23 protein-coding genes are annotated in these 19,413 nt (G+C 66.2%); 17 read left to right on the top strand and 6 right to left on the bottom strand.

Annotated elements, in window-relative coordinates:
• The first annotated feature begins 34 nt into the window (after positions 1 to 34).
• From pyrE to AAC050_RS09815, 14 genes are all read left to right on the top strand, one after another.
• Positions 35 to 622 carry an orotate phosphoribosyltransferase gene (pyrE, locus tag AAC050_RS09880; protein ID WP_339914909.1) on the top strand — a complete coding sequence of 196 codons (588 nt, stop codon included), beginning with the start codon at positions 35 to 37 and terminating at the stop codon, positions 620 to 622.
• Positions 623 to 631: 9 nt separating this feature from the next.
• Positions 632 to 1,372, top strand: coding sequence for a pyridoxine 5'-phosphate synthase (locus AAC050_RS09875; protein ID WP_339914908.1), 741 nt, complete (start codon positions 632 to 634; stop codon positions 1,370 to 1,372).
• Positions 1,369 to 1,770 carry a holo-ACP synthase gene (gene acpS / locus AAC050_RS09870; protein ID WP_339914907.1) on the top strand — a complete coding sequence of 134 codons (402 nt, stop codon included), beginning with the start codon at positions 1,369 to 1,371 and terminating at the stop codon, positions 1,768 to 1,770. The genes AAC050_RS09875 and acpS overlap by 4 nt, the downstream gene beginning before the upstream one ends.
• 434 nt (positions 1,771 to 2,204) lie before the next feature.
• Positions 2,205 to 2,987, top strand: a complete 783-nt coding sequence (lepB, locus tag AAC050_RS09865; RefSeq protein ID WP_339914973.1) for a signal peptidase I — start codon at positions 2,205 to 2,207, stop codon at positions 2,985 to 2,987.
• Entirely contained in the window at positions 2,987 to 3,703 is a 717-nt protein-coding gene (gene rnc / locus AAC050_RS09860) for a ribonuclease III (protein ID WP_339914906.1), read from the top strand. Before lepB ends, rnc begins: the two co-directional genes overlap by 1 nt.
• Positions 3,700 to 4,653, top strand: coding sequence for a GTPase Era (gene era / locus AAC050_RS09855; RefSeq protein ID WP_339914905.1), 954 nt, complete (start codon positions 3,700 to 3,702; stop codon positions 4,651 to 4,653). The genes rnc and era overlap by 4 nt, the downstream gene beginning before the upstream one ends.
• The gene (locus AAC050_RS09850; RefSeq protein WP_339914904.1) at positions 4,653 to 5,321 is read left to right on the top strand and encodes a DsbA family protein; all 669 of its coding nucleotides are present in this window, start codon (positions 4,653 to 4,655) and stop codon (positions 5,319 to 5,321) included. The genes era and AAC050_RS09850 overlap by 1 nt, the downstream gene beginning before the upstream one ends.
• A 47-nt stretch (positions 5,322 to 5,368) precedes the next feature.
• The gene (locus AAC050_RS09845; protein ID WP_339914903.1) at positions 5,369 to 6,610 is read left to right on the top strand and encodes a serine hydrolase domain-containing protein; all 1,242 of its coding nucleotides are present in this window, start codon (positions 5,369 to 5,371) and stop codon (positions 6,608 to 6,610) included.
• Between the two features lie 93 nt (positions 6,611 to 6,703).
• The gene (locus AAC050_RS09840) at positions 6,704 to 7,648 is read left to right on the top strand and encodes a nuclear transport factor 2 family protein (protein WP_339914902.1); all 945 of its coding nucleotides are present in this window, start codon (positions 6,704 to 6,706) and stop codon (positions 7,646 to 7,648) included.
• A 51-nt stretch (positions 7,649 to 7,699) separates the two neighbouring features.
• Positions 7,700 to 8,431, top strand: coding sequence for a DNA repair protein RecO (gene recO / locus AAC050_RS09835; RefSeq protein ID WP_339914901.1), 732 nt, complete (start codon positions 7,700 to 7,702; stop codon positions 8,429 to 8,431).
• Positions 8,432 to 8,468: 37 nt separating this feature from the next.
• Positions 8,469 to 8,804: a TraR/DksA C4-type zinc finger protein gene (locus tag AAC050_RS09830; RefSeq protein WP_339914900.1), complete on the top strand. Its 336-nt coding sequence runs from the start codon at positions 8,469 to 8,471 to the stop codon at positions 8,802 to 8,804.
• 60 nt (positions 8,805 to 8,864) lie between these two features.
• Complete coding sequence (parC, locus tag AAC050_RS09825; protein ID WP_339914899.1) at positions 8,865 to 11,066, top strand: DNA topoisomerase IV subunit A; 2,202 nt, start codon at positions 8,865 to 8,867, stop codon at positions 11,064 to 11,066.
• A gap of 69 nt (positions 11,067 to 11,135) precedes the next feature.
• Positions 11,136 to 11,711: a LemA family protein gene (locus tag AAC050_RS09820; RefSeq protein ID WP_339914898.1), complete on the top strand. Its 576-nt coding sequence runs from the start codon at positions 11,136 to 11,138 to the stop codon at positions 11,709 to 11,711.
• A 3-nt stretch (positions 11,712 to 11,714) separates the two neighbouring features.
• Positions 11,715 to 12,740 (top strand): M48 family metallopeptidase, encoded by a 1,026-nt coding sequence (locus AAC050_RS09815; protein ID WP_339914897.1) that lies wholly within the window; start codon positions 11,715 to 11,717, stop codon positions 12,738 to 12,740.
• 10 nt (positions 12,741 to 12,750) lie between these two features.
• Here AAC050_RS09815 and AAC050_RS09810 read toward each other — a convergent pair whose 3' ends face one another.
• Positions 12,751 to 13,527 (bottom strand): arginyltransferase, encoded by a 777-nt coding sequence (locus tag AAC050_RS09810; protein WP_339914896.1) that lies wholly within the window; start codon positions 13,525 to 13,527, stop codon positions 12,751 to 12,753.
• 127 nt (positions 13,528 to 13,654) lie between these two features.
• A complete protein-coding gene (locus AAC050_RS09805) occupies positions 13,655 to 14,557 on the bottom strand; it encodes a flagellar motor protein MotB (RefSeq protein ID WP_339914895.1) in 903 nt (300 codons plus the stop codon).
• Between the two features lie 169 nt (positions 14,558 to 14,726).
• On the opposite strand from AAC050_RS09805, the gene AAC050_RS09800 reads away from it, so the two are divergent.
• The 3 genes from AAC050_RS09800 to AAC050_RS09790 are packed head-to-tail and all read left to right on the top strand — an operon-like array spanning position 14,727 to position 17,177.
• A complete protein-coding gene (locus AAC050_RS09800) occupies positions 14,727 to 15,227 on the top strand; it encodes a flavin reductase family protein (protein ID WP_339914894.1) in 501 nt (166 codons plus the stop codon).
• A complete protein-coding gene (locus tag AAC050_RS09795; protein WP_339914893.1) occupies positions 15,224 to 16,096 on the top strand; it encodes an NAD(P)-dependent oxidoreductase in 873 nt (290 codons plus the stop codon). Before AAC050_RS09800 ends, AAC050_RS09795 begins: the two co-directional genes overlap by 4 nt.
• 4 nt (positions 16,097 to 16,100) lie before the next feature.
• Positions 16,101 to 17,177, top strand: coding sequence for an alpha/beta fold hydrolase (locus tag AAC050_RS09790; RefSeq protein WP_339914892.1), 1,077 nt, complete (start codon positions 16,101 to 16,103; stop codon positions 17,175 to 17,177).
• Here the strand turns inward: AAC050_RS09790 and AAC050_RS09785 are convergent.
• The 4 genes from AAC050_RS09785 to hemB are packed head-to-tail and all read right to left on the bottom strand — an operon-like array spanning position 17,174 to position 19,350.
• Complete coding sequence (locus AAC050_RS09785; RefSeq protein WP_339914891.1) at positions 17,174 to 17,797, bottom strand: peptidylprolyl isomerase; 624 nt, start codon at positions 17,795 to 17,797, stop codon at positions 17,174 to 17,176. The two genes, AAC050_RS09790 and AAC050_RS09785, sit on opposite strands and share 4 nt — an antisense overlap.
• Before the next feature lie 57 nt (positions 17,798 to 17,854).
• Entirely contained in the window at positions 17,855 to 18,127 is a 273-nt protein-coding gene (locus tag AAC050_RS09780) for a DUF2442 domain-containing protein (RefSeq protein ID WP_339914890.1), read from the bottom strand.
• Positions 18,096 to 18,344 carry a DUF4160 domain-containing protein gene (locus AAC050_RS09775; protein ID WP_339914889.1) on the bottom strand — a complete coding sequence of 83 codons (249 nt, stop codon included), beginning with the start codon at positions 18,342 to 18,344 and terminating at the stop codon, positions 18,096 to 18,098. Before AAC050_RS09775 ends, AAC050_RS09780 begins: the two co-directional genes overlap by 32 nt.
• Position 18,345: 1 nt before the next feature.
• A complete protein-coding gene (gene hemB / locus AAC050_RS09770) occupies positions 18,346 to 19,350 on the bottom strand; it encodes a porphobilinogen synthase (protein WP_339914888.1) in 1,005 nt (334 codons plus the stop codon).
• Positions 19,351 to 19,413: the final 63 nt, after the last annotated feature.

The following is a 19,413-nucleotide window of genomic DNA, read 5'->3' as shown; positions in this document are numbered from 1 at the left end:
GCCGTGGGCACCGGGGATCGTTATGACGATGCCCATGACCTCAGAAGACGTCCTGAACGAGTTCCGCGCCGTGGGTGCCCTGCGCGAGGGACATTTCGTCCTGTCCTCCGGCCTGCACAGCCCGGTCTTCCTGCAGAAGAACCTCGTGTTCATGGACGGCGCGCGCTGCGAACGGCTGTGCAAGGCGCTGGCGCAGAAGATCATCGCCGCCGTCGGACCGGTCGATGTGGCTATCTCCCCGGCCGTGGGCGGGATCATTCCCGGCTATGAGACGGCCCGCCACCTCAAGGTGCCGTCGATGTATGTCGAGCGTGAGGGCGGGACCTTCAAACTGCGGCGCGGCTTCCAGATCGAGCGGGGCCAAAAGGTGGTGATGGTCGAGGACATCGTCACCACGGGGTTAAGCTCACGCGAATGTATCGCGGCGATCCAGGCCGCCGGGGGCGAGGTCGTGGCCGCGGCCTGTATCGTCGATCGCTCCGGTGGGCGCGCTGACGTCGGCGTTCCCCTGATCGCCCTGGCGACGCTGGATGTACCGGCCTGGCCCGCCGATGCCCTGCCGCCGGAATTGGCGGCGCTGCCGATCGAGGATCCCGGCAGCCGTCGTCTGGCCGGAGCCTAGGAGGCGACGATGAGGGATCGCGTCCGGCTTGGCGTCAATATCGATCATGTGGCGACGGTCAGGAACGCCCGCGGCGGCGTCCACCCCGACCCGGTTCGCGCGGCCCGGGAAGCGCTGGCGGCCGGCGCAGACGGGATCACGGCGCATCTGCGTGAGGATCGACGCCACATCACCGATACCGACATTGAGGCTCTGGTCGCGCTGTGCGCGGGCTCACAAAGGCCGCTGAATCTGGAAATGGCCGTCACCGACGAGATGCTGGCCATCGCCCTGCGTCACCGGCCGCACGCCGCCTGTCTGGTGCCCGAACGGCGCGAGGAGGTGACCACTGAGGGCGGTCTGGCGGTCGCCGGGAACGAGGCCCGGATCGCCCCGGTCGTTTCGACGCTGAAGGCGGCCGGCATCCGGGTGTCCCTGTTCATCGAGGCCGATCCCCGCCAGATCGCGGCGGCAGCGACCGTCGGGGCCGATGTGATCGAGTTTCACACGGGGCGCTACTGCCATTTGCAGGGCCAGGACCAGATGAATGAATTCAGCCGTATACGATCTGGAGCGGAGTCAGCAGATCAGCAAGGAATCGAGGTTCATGCGGGTCACGGACTGGATTTCGCCACGGCAGCCCGAATGCTGGCCATTCCGCATATTCGCGAACTGAACATCGGCCATTTCCTGATCGGGGAGGCGGTCTTTGTCGGGCTGGATGCGGCCGTGCGGCGCATGCGCACGGTGATGGACGAGGCTTGCCGATGATCCTCGGTATCGGAACGGATCTGACCGATATTCGCCGCATCCAGACCTCGCTGGAGCGGTTCGGCGACCGGTTCAAACTGCGCTGCTTCACGGAACTGGAGCGCGCCCGGTCTGACCGCAAGCCCGAGCCGGCCTGGAGCTACGCCAAGCGTTTCGCGGCCAAGGAGGCCTGCGCCAAGGCCCTGGGAACAGGGATGCGCCGTGACGTCTACTGGCGGGACATGGGGGTGGTGAATCAGCGCAGCGGTCAGCCGACGCTGACCTTGACGGGCCACGCGGCCGATCACCTGGTCCGGCTGACACCTGACGGTCACGAAGCCCGGATACACCTGACGCTCAGCGACGAGTATCCGTATGCACTCGCCTTCGTGGTGATCGAAGCCTTGCCGATGGCTTAATCACGTTATACCCGTGCGCAGTCAAAAACCGCGGACAGCGGCTGGGGGACAAGGGTTACATGAGCGACGAACACAAGCCGCACGATGCGCACGAGTCCGGCCATCATGACGATCACGCTGCTGCGGCAGTGGACCATGATGCCGCACCGCAGGGTCATGATGAGCCTCATTCAGCCGTGCCGGCCGAGGATCACGCCGGACATGCCCCTGAAGATGTCCCTGCCGACCATGGGCACCACGAGGCTGTCGCGGGTCATGACGATCACGGCCATGAGGCCCACGCGCATGAAATTCATGATGACGGAGCGCATGCCCACAGCGAGACTACGGAATCCCATCATGACGTGGCCGAGGCAGCGCCCGTTGCAGGCGGCGACGAAAAGCGTCCGGTCTGGAGCGATGACGGCGATGCGCCTTTCGAAGAAACGGACCCTGTGCCGGTAGCGGCGCGCGACAAGTCGTCGGGAAAATCGTCCGGCGGTGCCGGTAACGAGTTCGTCGAGATCGTGAAGACGATCGTGTTCGCCCTGCTGATCGCGCTGGTTCTGCGGGTCTTCCTGTTCCAGCCCTTCACCATCCCATCGGCGTCGATGGAGCCCAACCTCTATGAGGGCGACTATATCGTCGTGACCAAATGGAGCTACGGCTACTCCAAACACTCCATTCCGGGCAGCCCGGGGCTGTTCAATGGCCGGATCCTCGAGCGGTCGCCCCATCGTGGCGATATCGCGGTGTTCAAACTGCCGTCGGACAACAGGACCGACTACATCAAGCGGGTGATCGGCCTGCCGGGCGACCGGATCCAGATGATCAATAACCAGCTGTTCCTCAACGGAACCCTGGTTCAGGATGTGGTGGTGAACCAGACGCAGGTCGCCGACAGTTTCGGCCCGCGTCCGGTGACCCGCCTGGTCGAGACCCTGCCCGGCGGCAAGGACTTCACGATCAATGATTTCGGCCCGGGCTTCCCGCTCGACAACACCGAGGTCTTCACCGTTCCGGCCGGCCATTATTTCATGATGGGCGACAATCGCGATAATTCGGTCGACAGCCGGGAGTATCCGGAGCGCGGCGGCGTCGGTCTGGTGCCGGCCGAAAATCTGGTCGGCAAGGCGCAGATCATCATGTTCTCCTGGTCGCCGGGAGCTTCGCTGTGGAATCCGGTCAGCTGGTTCTCGAAGATTCGTCCGAGCCGGTTCTTCACCGTTCTGGACTGATGGCCAATCTCAGGGCCGAGGCGGTCACCACATTCCGGGGCCGCCTCGGCTATGCGTTTCATGATCCAGCCCTGCTGGAGCGCGCCCTGACCCATGCCAGCGTCGGCGAGGGCGCAGTGCGGGATGCCGCAGGACGGCCCATTCTCGACAATCAACGGCTGGAGTTCCTCGGCGACCGGGTCCTGGGTCTGCTGGTGGCTGAACGGTTGATGCGGGACTTTCCCGAGGCTGATGAGGGCGACATGTCCTCGCGCCTGCACAGCCTGGTCGACAAGGTCGCCTGCGCCCGCGTGGCCGAGGCCCTCGGAGTCGGACCGGCCATGCGTCTGTCGGCCGGGGAATCCAAACAGGGCGGTCGCCGCCGCGAGAGCGTGCTGGGCGACGCCATGGAGGCTATTCTCGCCGCGGTCTATTTCGATGGCGGCCTCGACGCCGCCCGTCAGGTCTTCGACCGGGCCTGGGCCCCGGAATTCGCTGCCGCGCCGCAACGGGCCGTCAGCAATCCGAAATCGGTGCTGCAGGAATGGGCGCTGAAGCTGGGGCGGCCCCTGCCGGTCTATCGCGTAGTCAATCGCAGCGGGTCCGATCATGCCCCCACTTTCACCGTCGAAGCCGTGGTAGAAGGGGTCGAAGCCTTGACCGCGACCGGCCGATCACGTCAGGAGGCGGAGAAGGCGGCCGCGACGGCACTCCTGAAACGTGAAGGCTTGATTTGACCGATACCGAAAACCCCAACCAGCACGCCGGATTCGCCGCCATTATCGGCGCGCCGAACGCCGGAAAGTCGACGCTGGTCAATCGGCTGACGGGGTCGAAGGTCTCGATCGTGACCCAGAAGGTTCAGACGACGCGCTTTCCCGTGCGCGGGATCGCCATCGACGGCGACGCCCAGATCGTTCTGGTCGACACCCCCGGTATCTTCACGCCGCGCCGCCGGCTGGACCGGGCCATGGTCGCCTCAGCCTGGGGTGGAGCCCAGGACGCCGACGTGGTCGTTCACCTGATCGACGCGGCCTCGCATATCGCTTCGGAAGGCAAGGATGGAACGCCCGCTGACCGCCGCTCGGCCGAGGATACCGAAACCATCATCGCCAATCTCAAGGCGACCGGGGTCCAGGTCATTCTGGCCCTGAACAAGATCGACGGCATGCGCCGCGACACCCTGCTGGCCCTGTCCCACGCCCTGTTCGAAACCGGCGTCTATTCCGAGGTCTATATGATCTCGGCCCTGAGCGGTGACGGGGTCGATGACCTGAAGCAGCGGCTGGCCCGGGGCATGCCCAAGGGGCACTGGCTGTATCCCGAGGACCAGAGCGCCGACGTGCCGATCCGGGTGCTGGCGGCCGAGATCACGCGCGAAAAACTGTATCTGCGCGTCCACGAAGAGCTGCCCTATTCGGCGGCGGTCGAGACCACGGCCTTTGACGAGAAACCGGACGGCTCGGTGCGGATCGAACAGACCGTCTATGTTGAGCGCGAGAGCCAGCGGCCGATCATCATCGGCAAGGGCGGCCAGACGCTGAAATGGATCGGCCAGAAGTCGCGCGAGGAACTGACCCTGCTTTTGGACCGTCAGGTCCACCTGTTCGTCACGGTCAAGGTCGACCCGAAATGGCAGGACAGCAAGGCGCTGTACGCCCAGTTCGGCCTGGACTTCAACGCCTGATGGCCGCCGGGGTGACACCGGCCCCGGTCGACTTCTACTTCTCGTTCCGCAGTCCCTATTCCTGGCTGGCGGTCAGCCAGGTCCGGGCGCTGGCGGTTGAACACGACATCGACTTCGTCCTGCGCGTGGTGCGGCCGCTGGCCGTGCGGACCCCGGACTTTTTCAAGTCGGTCAATCCGATGTGGCCGCCCTATCTGTTCCGGGACGTGACCCGGATCGCCGAACGTCTGGGTCTGTCGTTTCGCTGGCCGCGGCCCGATCCGGTCGTACAGGATCTGGCGAGCGGGACCATCGCCGCCGACCAGCCCTATATCGGCCGTCTGAGCCGACTGGGTGTGCTGGCGGCCGAACAGGGCGCGGGTCTGGCCTATGTCGAGGCGGTCTCGCATCTGATCTGGTCGGGCGAGGTCGACGGCTGGGACCAGGGCGATCATCTGGCCCGTGCCGCCGTCGCGGCCGGACTGGATCCGGCGACGCTGGAGTCTGGTGCCGTGGCCGATGCTGACCGGCTGGACGCAGTGCTGGACGCTCATGAGGCAGCCCAGGCGGCGGCGGGTCACTGGGGCGTGCCGCTGTTCGTTTATCGCGGCGAGCCCTTCTTCGGTCAGGATCGTCTGCCAGACCTGCTGTGGCGCATCGCGCAGAATCGCCGGACTGAGGCAGATTGAGCAAGGTGGGCCGAAGGGCCGCCGGATCGAACGAGAGTAGACGTTTCGTGTTCCATGTTCCCCGACAGGCCGGTGGCCATCCGCGACTGACCCTGGCCCTGATTGCGGCGACCGTGCTCGGCGCGGCGGTCGCGGCAGGGGTCGCCTCGAGCCGACCTGTCACCTCCGAGATCCCGGCTGCAGCCCAGACCCCGGCTCCACGGCCGCCCGTTCAGGTGGTCCAGGCCCTGCCTGAATTGACCGAAGCCCTGGACCGGGTCTCGCGCGGGGGGCGCGGATTCAGCGGGGCAGTACTGGTGGCGCGTGGCGATCAGGTTCTGGTCCGTCAGGTCTATGGCATGGCCGACCACGAGCAGGGCCGCCCCCTGGCGCTGGAGTCCAGATTCCGTCTGGCTTCAGTCAGCAAACAGTTCACCGCCGCCGCCATCCTGAAGCTGCAGGACGAGGGGGTGCTGTCGGTCGATGATCCGCTATGCAAATGGATCCAGCCATGCCCTGAAGCCTGGGCTCCGATCCGCCTGCGCCACCTGCTGGCTCACACCTCGGGCGTGCCGGACCTGATGGCCCGACCGGCCTGGGGCCTGCAGCGGGTCACGCCCGCGACTTCCGAAGAATTAACTGAAGACTCAAAACAGTACCGGCTTCAGTTTCCGCCCGGAACCAAGGTTCGCTACGATAATGCCGGCTATAACCTGCTGGGGGCCGTGGTCGAAGTGGCGTCAGGGATGTCATTGGCCACCTATCTGCAGCGGACCTTTTTCACGCCGCTGGGCATGGCCGATACGGGGTCTGACGCCGACGGCAAGGCTCGGAATCTGGTCACCGGCTACGCCCATTTCCCCGGCGGTCTGACGCCGCAGAAGGACGCCAACGTCAGCATCGTTTTCGGGGCCGGAGCCCTGTATTCGACTCTGGACGACATGCTGGTCTGGGAGCGCGCCCTGCACCACGACCGGGTCGTCAGTCCCAGGGCCTATGCGCAGATGACGGCCGATCATGCTCCGAACAGCACACCCAAGGAGCGGGGACGGGTCCGGCGCGACTGGGGCTTCGGCCTGTTCGCCAACAGTCTGGGACGGCAGGTGCGGCCCGCCTTTGAGGACCGGCAAATCTATCATACCGGCAGCTGGTCCGGGTTCCGTAACCTGGTGACCTACCAGCCTGAGGCCGATGTCACGGTGATCGTCCTGTCCAACAACTACCACCAGCGCGACCAGGTGTTCCTGATCGCTGAACAGGCGATGGCCGAGACCCTGGGGCGGCCGTTCCCGACAGCGCTGGCCCGCTAGGACCGGGCAAGGACCCGCGTCCCGGTGACCGACGGAATGGCATTGTTCGTCCGGGGGGTGTCAGGCATGGTCGAGCCGTCCCGGAGCCCCGCCATGCTGTCTCTCATCGCCTCAGCCCTGATCGTCCTGACCGGGCCCGCCCCCGGGGCCGACCGGGTCGATCCCCCGGAACAGGCAGCCGCTGCAGCCCTGCAGGAGATGCATGCCGCCGCCGCAGGATCAGACGCCGAAGCCTGGGCAGAACGTCTTGCGCCCGACATGGTCTGGATCGGCAACGAGACATCGGAGCGCTGGAACCGGGAGGGTTTTCTGGCCCTGGCCGCGCCGATATTCGCGCGTGGTGAGGGTTGGGTCTACGCGGCACGCGAACGCCATGTGACCCTGGCCCCGGACCCCTGCGCCTGCGTGGCCTGGTTCGACGAGGTTCTGGACAGTACGACCTACGGGACAGCGCGGGGCGAGGGGGTGCTGGTCCGCGAAGGCGCAGACTGGCGCGTGTACCGCTATGCCTTGAGCTATCCCATTCCCAACGATCTGGCCGAAGGGATGACTGCCGAGATTCGTGCCTTTGAAGCGGCCACGCCCGTGATCGATGCGCCGGGCGAGGTCACCGACGCACCGGAGGCGTTGGCCGCCGCAGCGGTGCTGGATGCCTTGCACAAGGCGGCGGCTTTGGCCGACGGCGCGGCCTATTTCGACCTGTTCGCGCCGGATGCCGTCTACATCGGCACCGATGTATCCGAGCGTTGGAGCGTTGCCGAATTCCGGGCTTATGCCGATCCCTATTTCGCCCGTGGCCGGGGCTGGACCTACACGCCGCGCTCGCGCTCGCTCAGCATGGTTCCACTGGAGTGCCGTTGTGTCATCTGGTTCGACGAAGCGTTGGACAGTGCCAGCTACGGTACCAGTCGCGGGACGGGTGTCGTGGTGCGCGGCGAGGATGGCCGCTGGCGCGTGGCCCTCTATGCCCTGACCTTTCCCATTCCCAACGCCCTGGCCCGAGACATGACGGCCAGGATCAGGGCCGCTGCCGAATAAGACAGAGGTCGCCACGTAGCCATAGTCGGTTCGGCCAGCTAACACCGGCCCATGGATTTCAACGAGGAAGCCTTCGTCCTGTCGGCCCGGTCACACGGGGACACCGGCGTGGTGGTCGAACTGCTGACCGAGAGCCACGGGCGGCGGGCCGCCTATGTGGCCGGCGGGGCCTCGCGCAAGATGAAACCCTTCCTGCAGCCCGGGGCCCGGGTCATCGCCGACTATCGTGCCCGGACCTCGGACCATCTGGGTTCGGCCCGGCTGGAGGCGGTAGGCGAGGGGCCCAGCGCCCTGTTCGAGGATTCCATGGCCCTGACCGGCCTGGCCGCCGCCGCCGCGGTCGCACAAGGGGCCCTGCCGGAGCGTGAGCCCCATCCGGGAGCCTTTCTGGCGTTCGAAGCCCTGATGGCGGCCTTTGCCCTGCCCGAGGTCTGGCCGGCCGTCTTCGTGCGGTTCGAGGCCGGTCTGCTGGAGGATCTGGGCTTTGGCCTCGACCTGTCCAGCTGCGCCGTCAGCGGGTCGATGGACGATCTGGTCTGGGTCAGCCCGCGCACTGGCCGGGCGGTCAGCCGCGACGCGGGTGCACCCTATGCCGACAAGCTGCTGGTGCTGCCGCCCTTCATGCTGGGGGCGCAGGCGGGACTGGGGCCGGGCGACGTCGGGGCCGGACTGGCCCTGACCGGGCATTTTCTCGAACAGTTCGTGTTTCATCCGCAAAACCGGCCGATCCCCGCGGCCCGGGTCTGGATGATCGACAAGCTGGGAGAGATGGACCGGCTGTAGATTTGCGGGACCGGCGAGATCGGGATTAGCTGTCCGGATGACTGACACCGGGATCCGTCGCCGCCTTGAAGCCCTGAAACAGGAGCTCGTCACCCTGCGGGAAGGCGCGGCCGACAACCGTCGTCCGGTGGAACTGGATCAACAGAGCGTCGGACGGCTGTCGCGTCAGGATGCGCTGCAGATGCAGGCCATGGCCCAGGCGGCTGATGCCCAACGCGGACTTCAGGTGCGCCGCCTCGACGCGGCCCTGACCCGGCTGGCCGCGGGGGACTATGGCTTCTGCAATGACTGCGGCGAGGCGATCCCTGCCGCGCGCCTGGCGCTGGATCCCTGTGCGGCCGTCTGCGTCGCCTGTGCCGACGAACGGCAATGATCCACCGCTGAAGCCTGGTTGCTCTAGACTTCCGGCTCCGCATCCCTGATTCGAAGTTGCATGACCGTTCACACTCCTCCGCCCGAAGGCGGCCGCATCGTCGACGAGCCGATGGGCGACGCCCTGTCCAAGCGCTATCTGGCCTACGCCCTGTCGACCATCACCAACCGGGCCCTGCCGGACGTGCGCGATGGCTTCAAGCCGGTGCACCGGCGCATCATGTACGCCATGCACCAGATGCGGCTGAACCCGCAGGCGGCAGCGCGCAAATGCGCCAAGGTTGTCGGCGAGGTCATGGGTGGCTATCACCCGCACGGCGACGCCTCGATCTATGACGCGCTGGTCCGTCTGGCCCAGGATTTCGCCCAGCGCTATCCGCTGGTCGACGGTCAGGGCAATTTCGGTAACATCGACGGCGATAACGCCGCGGCCATGCGCTACACCGAGTGCAAGCTGACGGCCGCCGCCGTTCTGCTGATGGACGGCATCGATCAGGATTCTGTCGACTTCCGACCCACCTATGACGATCAGGACGAAGAGCCGGTCGTCCTGCCCGCGGGCTTTCCCAATCTGTTGGCCAACGGCAGTTCCGGCATCGCCGTCGGCATGGCCACCTCGATCCCGCCGCACAATGTCGGCGAGCTGATCGACGCCTGCTTCCTGCTGCTGGAGCGCCCGGAGGCGACGACGGAGGAACTGGCCAGCATCGTACCGGGACCGGATTTCCCGACCGGCGGGGTGGCGGTCGAGGGCCACGCCTCGATCCTCGACGCCTATGAGACCGGGCGCGGTGGCGTGCGGTTGCGGGCACGGTGGGAGACCGAGGACCTGGGCCGGGGCGTGTGGCGGATCATCGTCACCGAGATGCCCTATCAGGTGCAGAAGAGCCGGCTGATCGAGGGGCTGGCCGATCTGATCGACCAGAAGAAGGCCCCGCTGCTGGGCGATGTGCGCGACGAATCGGCCGAGGATATCCGGCTGGTCATCGAGCCCAAGTCGCGCACGGTCGAGCCCGAGGTGCTGATGGAGAGCCTGTTCAAGCTGTCCGACCTCGAGGTACGTTTTCCGATCAATATGAACGTGCTGGACGCCAGCGGAACACCCGGGGTGATGGGGCTGAAGGCCTGTCTGCAGGCCTTCCTCGATCACCGCCGTGACGTGCTGGTGCGGCGTTCGAACTGGCGCATTGACCGGGTCGAGAAGCGGCTGCACCTGCTGGAAGGGCTGCGGATCGTCTTCCTCAACCTCGACGAGGTCATTCGTATCGTCCGCGAGGAGGAGCAGCCCAAGGCGGTGCTGATCGCGCGCTTCGGCCTGTCGGAGCTGCAGGCCGATTTCATCCTCGATACCCGACTGCGCCAGCTGGCGCGGATCGAGGAAATGACGATCGAGAAGGAATACAAGACTCTGGCCGAGGAGCTTGCCGCATTGCAGGCGCTGTCGTCGTCGCCGGCCAAACAGTGGAAGGCCATCGCCAAGGAGCTGGAGCTGGTGCGCAAGGCGCTGGTGTCGCCACGTCGGACCACGATCGCCGAAGCCGTCGACGTTTCAGCCTATGCCCCGGTCGAGGCCTTCATCCCGCGCGAGGCGATCACCGTCATCCTGTCCGAACGCGGCTGGATCCGGGCGGCCAAGGGCAAGGTCGAGGACCCGTCGGAGCTGAAATTCAAGGAGGGCGACGCCCTGGCCTTTCTCGAGCCGGCCTTCACCACGGACAAGATACTGGTGGCGGCGTCGGACGGGCGTATCTTCACCATCGGGGCCGACAAGCTGGCATCCGGTCGCGGACACGGTGAGCCCCTGCGGCTGATGATCGACCTCGACGAGAGCGCCGGGATCGTCGCCGTACTGGCGCATCAGCCGGGGGCAAAACTGCTGGTGGCGTCAAAGGCCGGATACGGCTTCATCGCGCCGGAAGACGACCTGCTGGCCCAGAAGCGCGGCGGCAAACAGGTGCTGAACGGTGAACTTCTGGCGGCCCTGCGGGTCACGGGGGACCACATCGCGACGCTGGGTGAGAACCTGAAGGCCCTGATCTTCCCGCTGGCCGAACTGCCCGAGATGGGCCGCGGCAAGGGGGTCAAGCTGCAGTCGTACAAGCAGGGCGGACTGCAGGACCTGACCGTATTCAACGCCGAACCGGGGCCGGAATGGACCGACGGCGGCGGGCGGCGGCGCAACTGGCCGGACTGGAAGGACTGGCTGGGCAAGCGGGCTGGAGCCGGACGGATGGGACCGCGGGGCCTGCGCAAATTCAGGTGACGCCGATTTCATTGGAGGCAGTTCGGCATTCGCGCGATAGTGGCGCTTCAAGTCTGAAGGAGCCTGCAAATGACTACCTTGATCGTCGTCGGCGTCATCGTCGTTCTGCTGCTGTTCGTTGTGGTCGGGGCCTATAACCGGCTCGTCGCACTGGATCAGACCGCCAACCAGTCGTTCGCCGACATCGACGTGCAACTGAAACAGCGTCAGGACCTGATCCCCAATCTGATCGAAACGGTGAAGGGCTACGCGGCCCATGAGAAGGGGACGCTGGACGCCGTCATCCAGGCGCGCAACGCCGCGACCTCGGCCAATTCGGTCAATGACAAGGTCCAGGCCGAGAACATGCTGACCGGGGCGCTGGGCAAGCTGTTCGCCCTGTCCGAGGCCTATCCGGACCTGAAGGCCAACACCAATTTCCTGCAGATGCAGGCCGATCTGTCAGACATCGAGAACAAGCTGGCCGCGGCGCGGCGCTTCTTCAACAATGCCGTGTCCGAGTTCAACGCCATCCGCCGGCAGTTTCCGACCGTGCTGTTCGCCGGGATGGTCGGGTTCGGCACGGACAAGCCGTTCTTCGACGTCGGCAAGGGCGAGCGCGCGACCATGAACGCCGCCCCCCCGACGGTGAATTTCCAAGCGTAAGCCATGGCTGCCGTCGGTCTCAAGACCCACATCTGGGCCAACAACACCCGGTCAGCCCTGCTGCTGGCCGGGTTCCCCGTCCTGCTGGTCGGCATCCTGTACGGGATTCAGCTGATCCTGATGGGGATGGGCATGATCCAGGGCAGCGGCGGCAGCCTGGGGGCCGACATGGCCCTGGCGGCCGGTATGCTGGGCTGGACCGTTCCCGCAGCGCTGGTCGTCGCCGCTATATGGTTCGCCATCGCCTATTTCGGCAGCCAGACCATGATCGACGCCATGACCGGGGCCCGGAAGGTCGAACGGCGGGTCGAGCCCGAGTTGTACAATCTGCTGGAAAACCTGGCGATCTCGCGCGGGATGAAGACGCCGACGCTGCGTATCATCGAGACCGAGGGGATGAACGCCTATGCCTCGGGCCTGCATGAGGGCCGCTACAGCGTCACCGTCACCCGCGGCCTGATGCAGGCGATGAACCGCGACGAGCTGGAGGCGGTGCTGGCGCATGAGATGACCCACGTCATCAACAAGGACGTGCGCACCATGGTGATCGCCTCGATCTTCGCGGGGATCATCAGCGTCATCGCCGAACTGGTGGTGCGCGGACTGTTCTTCAGCCGCGGCGGGGGTCGGAACAACAAGAATGCCGGGCCACTGATCCTGATCGGTATTGCCATCGCGGCGATCGGGTTCGGCCTGGCCTTCTTCATCCGCATGATGCTGTCGCGGACGCGCGAGTATGTGGCCGACGCGGGGTCGGTCGAGCTGACCAAGAACCCGGACGCCATGATCTCGGCCCTGCGCAAGATCGAGGGACGTTCCAATGTGCGCGCGCCGGACGAAGTGCAGTTGATGTTCCTCGACAACCAGCCCGACGGCCGCGGTCTGGAAGGCCTGTTCGCCACCCATCCGTCGGTCGACAGTCGGGTCGCGGCCCTGGTGAAATTCGCCGGAGGGCGTGATCCGGGGCCGTGGACAGGCGAACCGTCCCCGCCGCCCGGCTTCTGGACCTCGGTACCGACCGCAGGCTGAACCGCCGCTATCAGCCCCCGGAGTCCTGGTCCACGAGGACGGTGGCCGGGATGTCCGGCAGACGTTCCCAACCGCGCCGGGTCAGGGCATCCATCGGCCGGAACCGGGCCTTGTATTCCATCCGGGCAGCGCCCCGCACCCAGTAGCCGAGATAGAGATAGGGCAGGTCCACAGTGGCGGCCTGGCGGAGGTGGTCGAGGATGGCGAAGACCCCGAGACTGCGCCGGTCGAGATCGGGGTCGAAGAAGCTGTAGACCATCGACAACCCGTCGCCGAGCAGGTCGGTCAAACAGACCCCGACCAGATCGCCGGGGCCACCATCGACGGACGGCTTGCGAAATTCGATCAGATGGGTGCGTACGGCCGTGTCCTCGACCATGGCGACATAGTCGAGCCAGCCCATGTCGGTCATGCCGCCGCCGGGGTGGCGGGCCAGCAGATAGCGACGCAACAGGTCGAACTGTTCGGTCGTAGCCTCGGCCTCGACCAGATCGCGCGACAGATCAGCGTTCCGTTTCAGGATCTTGCGTTGGTTTCTTGAGAAAACGAATTCACGGACCGGCAGCCGCACCGAGACACAGGCGTCGCAGGTCTCGCAGGCCGGGCGATAGGCGATGTTCTGGCTGCGGCGGAATCCCGCCTGGGTCAGTTCGTCATTGACCCAGGCCCCGTCGCTGAATGGCAGATTGGCGAAGACCTTCCGCTCCATCTGGCCCGGCAGATAGGGGCAGGGCGCGGTTGCCGTCATAAAGAAGCGAACCTGGCGATGGGGGACATGCTGCGTCACGGCGTCAAGTCCACACGCGATTTCGACAACAATTTGGCGCCGGCGATCCCATGATCCGATCTGGCGGCAGACATCGCGCCGGAGCAAGCCTGTTCGTGCACCAGCCGAAGGGGATGGTGCATCGCGATCACAGGCTGGTGTCCGTAGGCAGGACCGGGGCCTCGCGCAGCAGAATGATGGCGATGCGGCGGTTGCCGGCCAGGGTCGGATCATCCGGATAGAGGGGGTCGGAACCGGCCTTGCCCGAGACCTGATAGACGCGGTCCGGATCGACGCCGGCTCCCTGAAGGATCAGACGCGAGGCATCGGCCCGCCCGGACGACAGGGTCCAGTCTGCCGGTCGCGTGGCCCGGTTGGAACCGGGGACGGCGCTGGTGTGGCCGGTCACCGAAATGCGGTTGGGGAGCTGGTTGATAACGCGGGAAATCGCCCGCAGCAGGATCTGGGCCCGAGCGTTGGGGCGGGCGGAATTCTCCTCGAACATCGAGCGGCCTTCCTGATCGACCAGCTGGATGCGCAGGCCTTCAGGCGTCTGGTCGACGATCAGCTGTTTCGACAGCTCGGCCAGTTCCGGCATGGATTGCATGGCCTGGCGCAGGGAGGCGGCGGCGCTGGCGAAATCGGCGGCCTCGCGGCGGGCGATCTCCTCGCGCAAATCAGACTCGCTGGCGGCCGACAGATTGGCTCCCTGTCCGGTGCCGGCATTGGGTTCTGGCGGCGTTTCGGGGGCCAGGGCGCTGGCGACATCCATACTGCCGGAACTCCTGGACCCGTCCTCGCCCAGCGAGGTGCCGCCGAGAATGCCGCCCGAACCCGAGGTCGACTGGGACACGCTGGCGGGGGCGAAATATTCGGCAATGCCGCGCTTCTGCTCGGGATCGGTCATGTTGATCAGCCACATCAGCAGGAAGAAGGCCATCATCGCCGTGACGAAGTCGGCATAGGCCACCTTCCACGCGCCACCATGGTGGCCGCCGCCGACGACCTTCTTGATCTTCTTGATGACGATCGGACGATCGCTCAGGGACATGGAGCGGCTACTCTTAACGCTGTTCGTTAGGGGTAAGGTCGCCGCACGGTATTAAGAAGCGGTTTGCATGGCCGGACGAAGCCCGCGCATCGCCCGGCACCGGGGCATATTGGTATCGGTTTGCCGGCGCGCCCTTGCCCGAAGCGGGGGCCTCGCCTAGTCGTTCAGGGTGATCCAGCCCGCCGCCATTCCCCTGTTCGACCGTCTGGACTATCGCCGGGCCCTGGGCGGTTTCGCCACCGGTGTCTGTGTGGTCACGGCCCAGTCGCCCGAAGGGGCCTTTGGCATCACCGTCAATTCCTTCACCTCGGTGTCACTGGATCCACCGCTGATCCTGTGGTGCCTGGACGAAAGCTCGGAACGCCACGATCTGTTCGCGGCGGCGACGCGATTCGCGGTGCATGTCCTGCCGGTCGAGGATCGCGAGATGTCCGACCGCTTCGCCTGGGGCACCTGCCGGCTGTCACCCGAGGAGTTCGACACCGACAGCGCCAAGCCGCCGCGACTACGCAACGCCCTGGTGCGACTGGACTGCCTGACCCACGAGCAGATCCGCATGGGCGACCATCTGGTCATCGTCGGCGCGGTGCAGCGGTTCGAGAGCCGGCCCGGCGATGCCCTGACCTATTTCCGCGGCCGCTATGGAATCGCGACGGAGACGCCAGAATGAAGATCGCCTTCGCCGGACTCGGTGTCATGGGAGCCCCGATGGGACGGCACCTGATCGCGGCCGGTCATGCGGTCGCCGGGTTCAACCGCTCGCCGGACAAGGCGCGGACCTGGGCCGGAGCCACCGGCGGACGATTCGCGGCCAGCGTGGCCGAGGCCGCCGAAGACGCTGAACTGTTCATCCTGTGCGTCGGCAACGACGACGACGTGCGTCAGGTCGTGGGCGAGGCCCTGCCGCATCTGGCCGCCGGCGCGGTAATCGTCGACCACACCACCACCTCTGCCAGGGTGGCGCGCGAGATGGCGGCGCTGGCGGCCGAGGTCGGACGGTTCTTCATCGACGCTCCGGTGTCAGGCGGACAGGCCGGGGCCGAGAACGGTCAGTTGAGCGTGATGGCCGGCGGCGACGCCGACGCCCTGGCCCGGGTCGAGCCGGCGCTGATGACCTATGCCAAGGCGGTCAAGCATATGGGGCCGTCGGGCGCGGGCCAGCTGACCAAGATGGTCAACCAGATCGCCATCGCCGGCGTGGTTCAAGGTCTGGCCGAGGCGGTGCATTTCGCCCAGAGCGCCGGACTGGACACCGACGCCGTCTATGACGCCATCTCCAAGGGGGCGGCCCAGAGCTGGCAGGTGGACAACCGCTGGAAGACAGCGGCGAAGGGCGAATTCGACTTCGGCTTCGCCGTCGACTGGATGCGCAAGGATCTGGGACTGGTGCTGGACGAGGCGCGGGCGAACGGTGCGAAACTCGAGATGACGGCGCTGGTCGACGGCTATTATGCCGAGGTTCAGGCCATGGGCGGGGCCCGGTGGGACACCTCCAGCCTGGCGGCACGATTGCAGGCACGAACAAACACCAAGGGGTAGGCCGATGCGAACCGCGACAGGATGGATGGCGGGGGCGGCGCTGGCCCTGTGGGCCGGACTGGCCCTGGCCCAGACCCCGGCGCCGGTCGAGGGCGACTATGTCCGCCATGATTTCCGACTGGAGTCGGGCGCGGTCCTGCCCGAGCTGAAGATCCACTACCGCACCCTGGGCGCCCCGGTTCGCGATGCCGATGGCCGGATTACCAATGCGGTGATGATCCTGCACGGCACCGGCGGGACGGGTGCGCAATTCCTGGTGCCGCAGTTTGCCGACGAACTGTACGGGCCGGGGCAGCCGCTGGACGTGACGCGCTACTACGTCATCCTGCCCGACAATCTGGGCCACGGTGACTCGTCCAAGCCCAGCGACGGGCTGCGCGCGGCCTTTCCGGAGTACGACTATGCCGACATGGTCGAGGCCCAGCGGCGAATGCTGGTCGAGGGGCTGGGGGTCGATCACCTGCGCCTGATCTTCGGCACCTCGATGGGCTGTATGCATATCTTCGTCTGGGGCGAGACCCATCCTGACTTCGCCGACGCCCTGATGCCGATGGCCTGCGAGCCGACGGCGATCACCGGGCGCAACCGGTTGTGGCGGGCCATGCTGCTGGACAGTATCCGCAGTGATCCGGCCTGGCAGGGCGGCAACTATGTCGAACAACCGCAGCACGGCCTGCGCACGGCGGTCGACCTGCTGCTGCTGGCAGGCTCGGCCCCGATGCCGATGCAGCGCGACCTGGCCACCCGCGAGATCGCCGACGGCTGGCTGGCGGCCCAGCAGGACCGGCGCATCCCGGCGCTGGATGCCAATGACCTGTGGTACCAGGTCAATGCCTCGTGGAACTACGACCCCTCGGTCGATCTGGAACAAATCACTGCGCCCCTGACCTGGATCAACTCGGCCGACGATTTCATCAATCCGCCCGAACTGGGTCTGTCGGAACAGTATGCGCCGCGTATCCGTAACGGCCGCTACCGGCTGATCCCGAACAGCATCGACGGCCACGGCCACGGCACCCACACCTGGGCGGTGTTCTGGAAGGCCGATCTGGTGGAATTGCTGGCGCGGTCGGGCGGCTAGATCGCCGGGACGGTTTCGCGCCTCGCCGTGACGATTTCGATGCGCGGGTCCAGCATCTGGCCGCGCATGAAGCCGTCCCCCTCGGTCGGTGAGGTCGGGGCGATCAGGATGCCGCGCACGACATCCATGCCCTCGACCACCCTGCCGAAGACGGCGAAGCCATAGTCGTCGATCGAGAACGGGCGGCCCGCGTCGTAGGAGGGCGTCGGTCCGACCGAGACGAAGAAGTCGCCCGTGGCCGTGCCGGCGTCATAGCGGGCCATCGACACCGCCCCGTCGACATGGCTGAGGCCGGTCACCGTGGTCGGCTCATGGGCGATCGGCGGCAACACCCGGGCCGGGTCATTGTTGGTGCCGCCCTGGACCAGGCCCAGGTCCGGGGCCGAACGCATGGCGCGATAGAAGCTGGTGCCGTCGAACCGGTGCTCATCGACGTATCTGAGGAAATTGGCGCCGGTGATCGGTGCCTGACGATCATTGACCTCAATGACGATGCGACCGGCCGAAGTTTCCATCACCACCCGGGGCAGGGGCGGCGGCGGGACTGAAGCATCCTGGGCCACAGCGAGGGTCGGCCACAGCAGGAGCAGGGCGAGGCCGACAAGGGTGCGTCTGATCATGGGGCTGAGCCTATGGCCGGTGATCTGAGGCGACAAGGGTCCAGCCGGCGTGGAGCGTCAGGCGGCATTCCAGTGAGCGGCCGGCGCACCGCGCAGCAGGCCCTCGGCGCTCAGGTCTTCGTCAAGGTCCGGCCAGTGGACGCCTTCGCCATCACCGATCAATTCCCAGTGGCCCCTTTGCTCCGCCGTGCCGTTCAACAGTCGCGGGTACCAGGCGAGGGGAAGGGCAATGCCCCGGCCGTCGTCGAACTCGACTTTTATGCGGTCGTCATCAAACGAAACGTCGAGAACGCGGGCGTCAGATGTTTGGACTTGCGCCGAAATGGTCATGCCAAGCCTCCAGAAAGAGCTCGCGATTTGAATGGACGAGCCGGATTATAGCACCGAGTTCATGGGCCGGAAAACCTTTGCTGCGCGCCAGCGAGACCGTCCCGGTCCAGACCTTGGCCGTCGCCCGGCCGCTGGCCACATGGATATGCGGCGGCTCATTCGGCTCATGGCTGTAGAAGAAGAAGCGGTAAGGCCCGATCTGCAGGACGGTCGGCATCCTAGCCCCCCAGCAACCTTGCCGCCTTCGGGGCGAAATAGCTGAGGACACCGGCACAGCCGGCGCGTTTGAAGCCGTGCAGGGTCTCGAGGATGGCGCGGTCCTCGTCCAGCCAGCCGTTGGCGATGGCCGCCTGCATCATCGCGTACTCACCGGACACCTGATAGGCGAAGGTCGGGACCTGGAAGGTCTCACTGACCCGGCGGACGATGTCGAGATACGGCATGCCGGGCTTGACCATCACGGCATCGGCCCCCTCGGCGATGTCCATGGCCACCTCGCGCAGGGCCTCATCCGAGTTGGCGTAGTCCATCTGATAGGTCTTCTTGTCGCCGGTCAGGGCCTTGGCCGAGCCGACGGCGTCGCGATACGGCCCGTAGAAGGCTGAGGCGTATTTGGCCGCATAGACCAGGATCATGGTGTCGTGGAACCCGTTGGCTTCCAGCGCCTCGCGGATAGCCTGGACGCGACCGTCCATCATGTCGGACGGGGCGACGATGTCGGCCCCGGCGTGGGCCTGGATGAAGGCCTGTTCGGCCAGCCGCTCCAGCGAATCGTCGTTCAGGATCCGACCGTCGGCCATCAGCCCGTCGTGACCGTGGTCGGTGTAGCAATCCAGGGCCACATCGCACATGACGCCGATCTCGGGCGCGGCGTCCTTGATGGCCTTGATACAGTCGGGGATCAGGCCGTCGGGATCGGTGGCCCCGGTGCCGTTGGCGTCCTTGATGGCGGCGTCGACATGGGGGAACAGGGCCACGACCGGAATGCCCAGATCACGCGCCTCGACCGCGGCGGCAGCGGCAGCCTTGGGCGACAGGCGGAACACGCCGGGCATGGAGGCGACCGGCACCCGGTCCTCAGCCCCGTCATGGACAATCAGCGGCCAGATCAGATCGGCCGGGGTCAGCACGGTCTCGGCCACCAGCCGCCGCACCCACGGCGACGCGCGTAGACGGCGCGGCCGGGCCAGCGGGAAGGGGGCGGGGGGAAAGGGCGGGGTCATCAGGGTTCTATATACAAAGCTCCCTCCGTCAGGGAGAGGGGTTCGTTTTGCGCGCGCTTCGGT

The organism is uncultured Brevundimonas sp., assembly GCF_963974615.1.
GTDB lineage: Bacteria > Pseudomonadota > Alphaproteobacteria > Caulobacterales > Caulobacteraceae > Brevundimonas.
Note: the sequence above shows the minus strand (reverse complement) of the source record. Positions and strands in the feature narration are given on the sequence as shown.

Bases quoted from the DNA above. Each gene is read 5' to 3' on its own strand.
- pyrE (WP_339914909.1), top strand. From the start codon at position 35: ATGACCTCAGAAGACGTCCTGAACGAGTTCCGCGCCGTGGGTGCCCTG.
- AAC050_RS09875 (WP_339914908.1), top strand. From the start codon at position 632: ATGAGGGATCGCGTCCGGCTTGGCGTCAATATCGATCATGTGGCGACG.
- acpS (WP_339914907.1), top strand. From the start codon at position 1,369: ATGATCCTCGGTATCGGAACGGATCTGACCGATATTCGCCGCATCCAG.
- rnc (WP_339914906.1), top strand. From the start codon at position 2,987: ATGGCCAATCTCAGGGCCGAGGCGGTCACCACATTCCGGGGCCGCCTC.
- AAC050_RS09850 (WP_339914904.1), top strand. From the start codon at position 4,653: ATGGCCGCCGGGGTGACACCGGCCCCGGTCGACTTCTACTTCTCGTTC.
- AAC050_RS09840 (WP_339914902.1), top strand. From the start codon at position 6,704: ATGCTGTCTCTCATCGCCTCAGCCCTGATCGTCCTGACCGGGCCCGCC.
- recO (WP_339914901.1), top strand. From the start codon at position 7,700: ATGGATTTCAACGAGGAAGCCTTCGTCCTGTCGGCCCGGTCACACGGG.
- AAC050_RS09830 (WP_339914900.1), top strand. From the start codon at position 8,469: ATGACTGACACCGGGATCCGTCGCCGCCTTGAAGCCCTGAAACAGGAG.
- parC (WP_339914899.1), top strand. From the start codon at position 8,865: ATGACCGTTCACACTCCTCCGCCCGAAGGCGGCCGCATCGTCGACGAG.
- AAC050_RS09820 (WP_339914898.1), top strand. From the start codon at position 11,136: ATGACTACCTTGATCGTCGTCGGCGTCATCGTCGTTCTGCTGCTGTTC.
- AAC050_RS09815 (WP_339914897.1), top strand. From the start codon at position 11,715: ATGGCTGCCGTCGGTCTCAAGACCCACATCTGGGCCAACAACACCCGG.
- AAC050_RS09805 (WP_339914895.1), bottom strand. From the start codon at position 14,557: ATGTCCCTGAGCGATCGTCCGATCGTCATCAAGAAGATCAAGAAGGTC.
- AAC050_RS09795 (WP_339914893.1), top strand. From the start codon at position 15,224: ATGAAGATCGCCTTCGCCGGACTCGGTGTCATGGGAGCCCCGATGGGA.
- AAC050_RS09790 (WP_339914892.1), top strand. From the start codon at position 16,101: ATGCGAACCGCGACAGGATGGATGGCGGGGGCGGCGCTGGCCCTGTGG.
- AAC050_RS09785 (WP_339914891.1), bottom strand. From the start codon at position 17,797: ATGATCAGACGCACCCTTGTCGGCCTCGCCCTGCTCCTGCTGTGGCCG.
- AAC050_RS09780 (WP_339914890.1), bottom strand. From the start codon at position 18,127: ATGACCATTTCGGCGCAAGTCCAAACATCTGACGCCCGCGTTCTCGAC.
- AAC050_RS09775 (WP_339914889.1), bottom strand. From the start codon at position 18,344: ATGCCGACCGTCCTGCAGATCGGGCCTTACCGCTTCTTCTTCTACAGC.
- hemB (WP_339914888.1), bottom strand. From the start codon at position 19,350: ATGACCCCGCCCTTTCCCCCCGCCCCCTTCCCGCTGGCCCGGCCGCGC.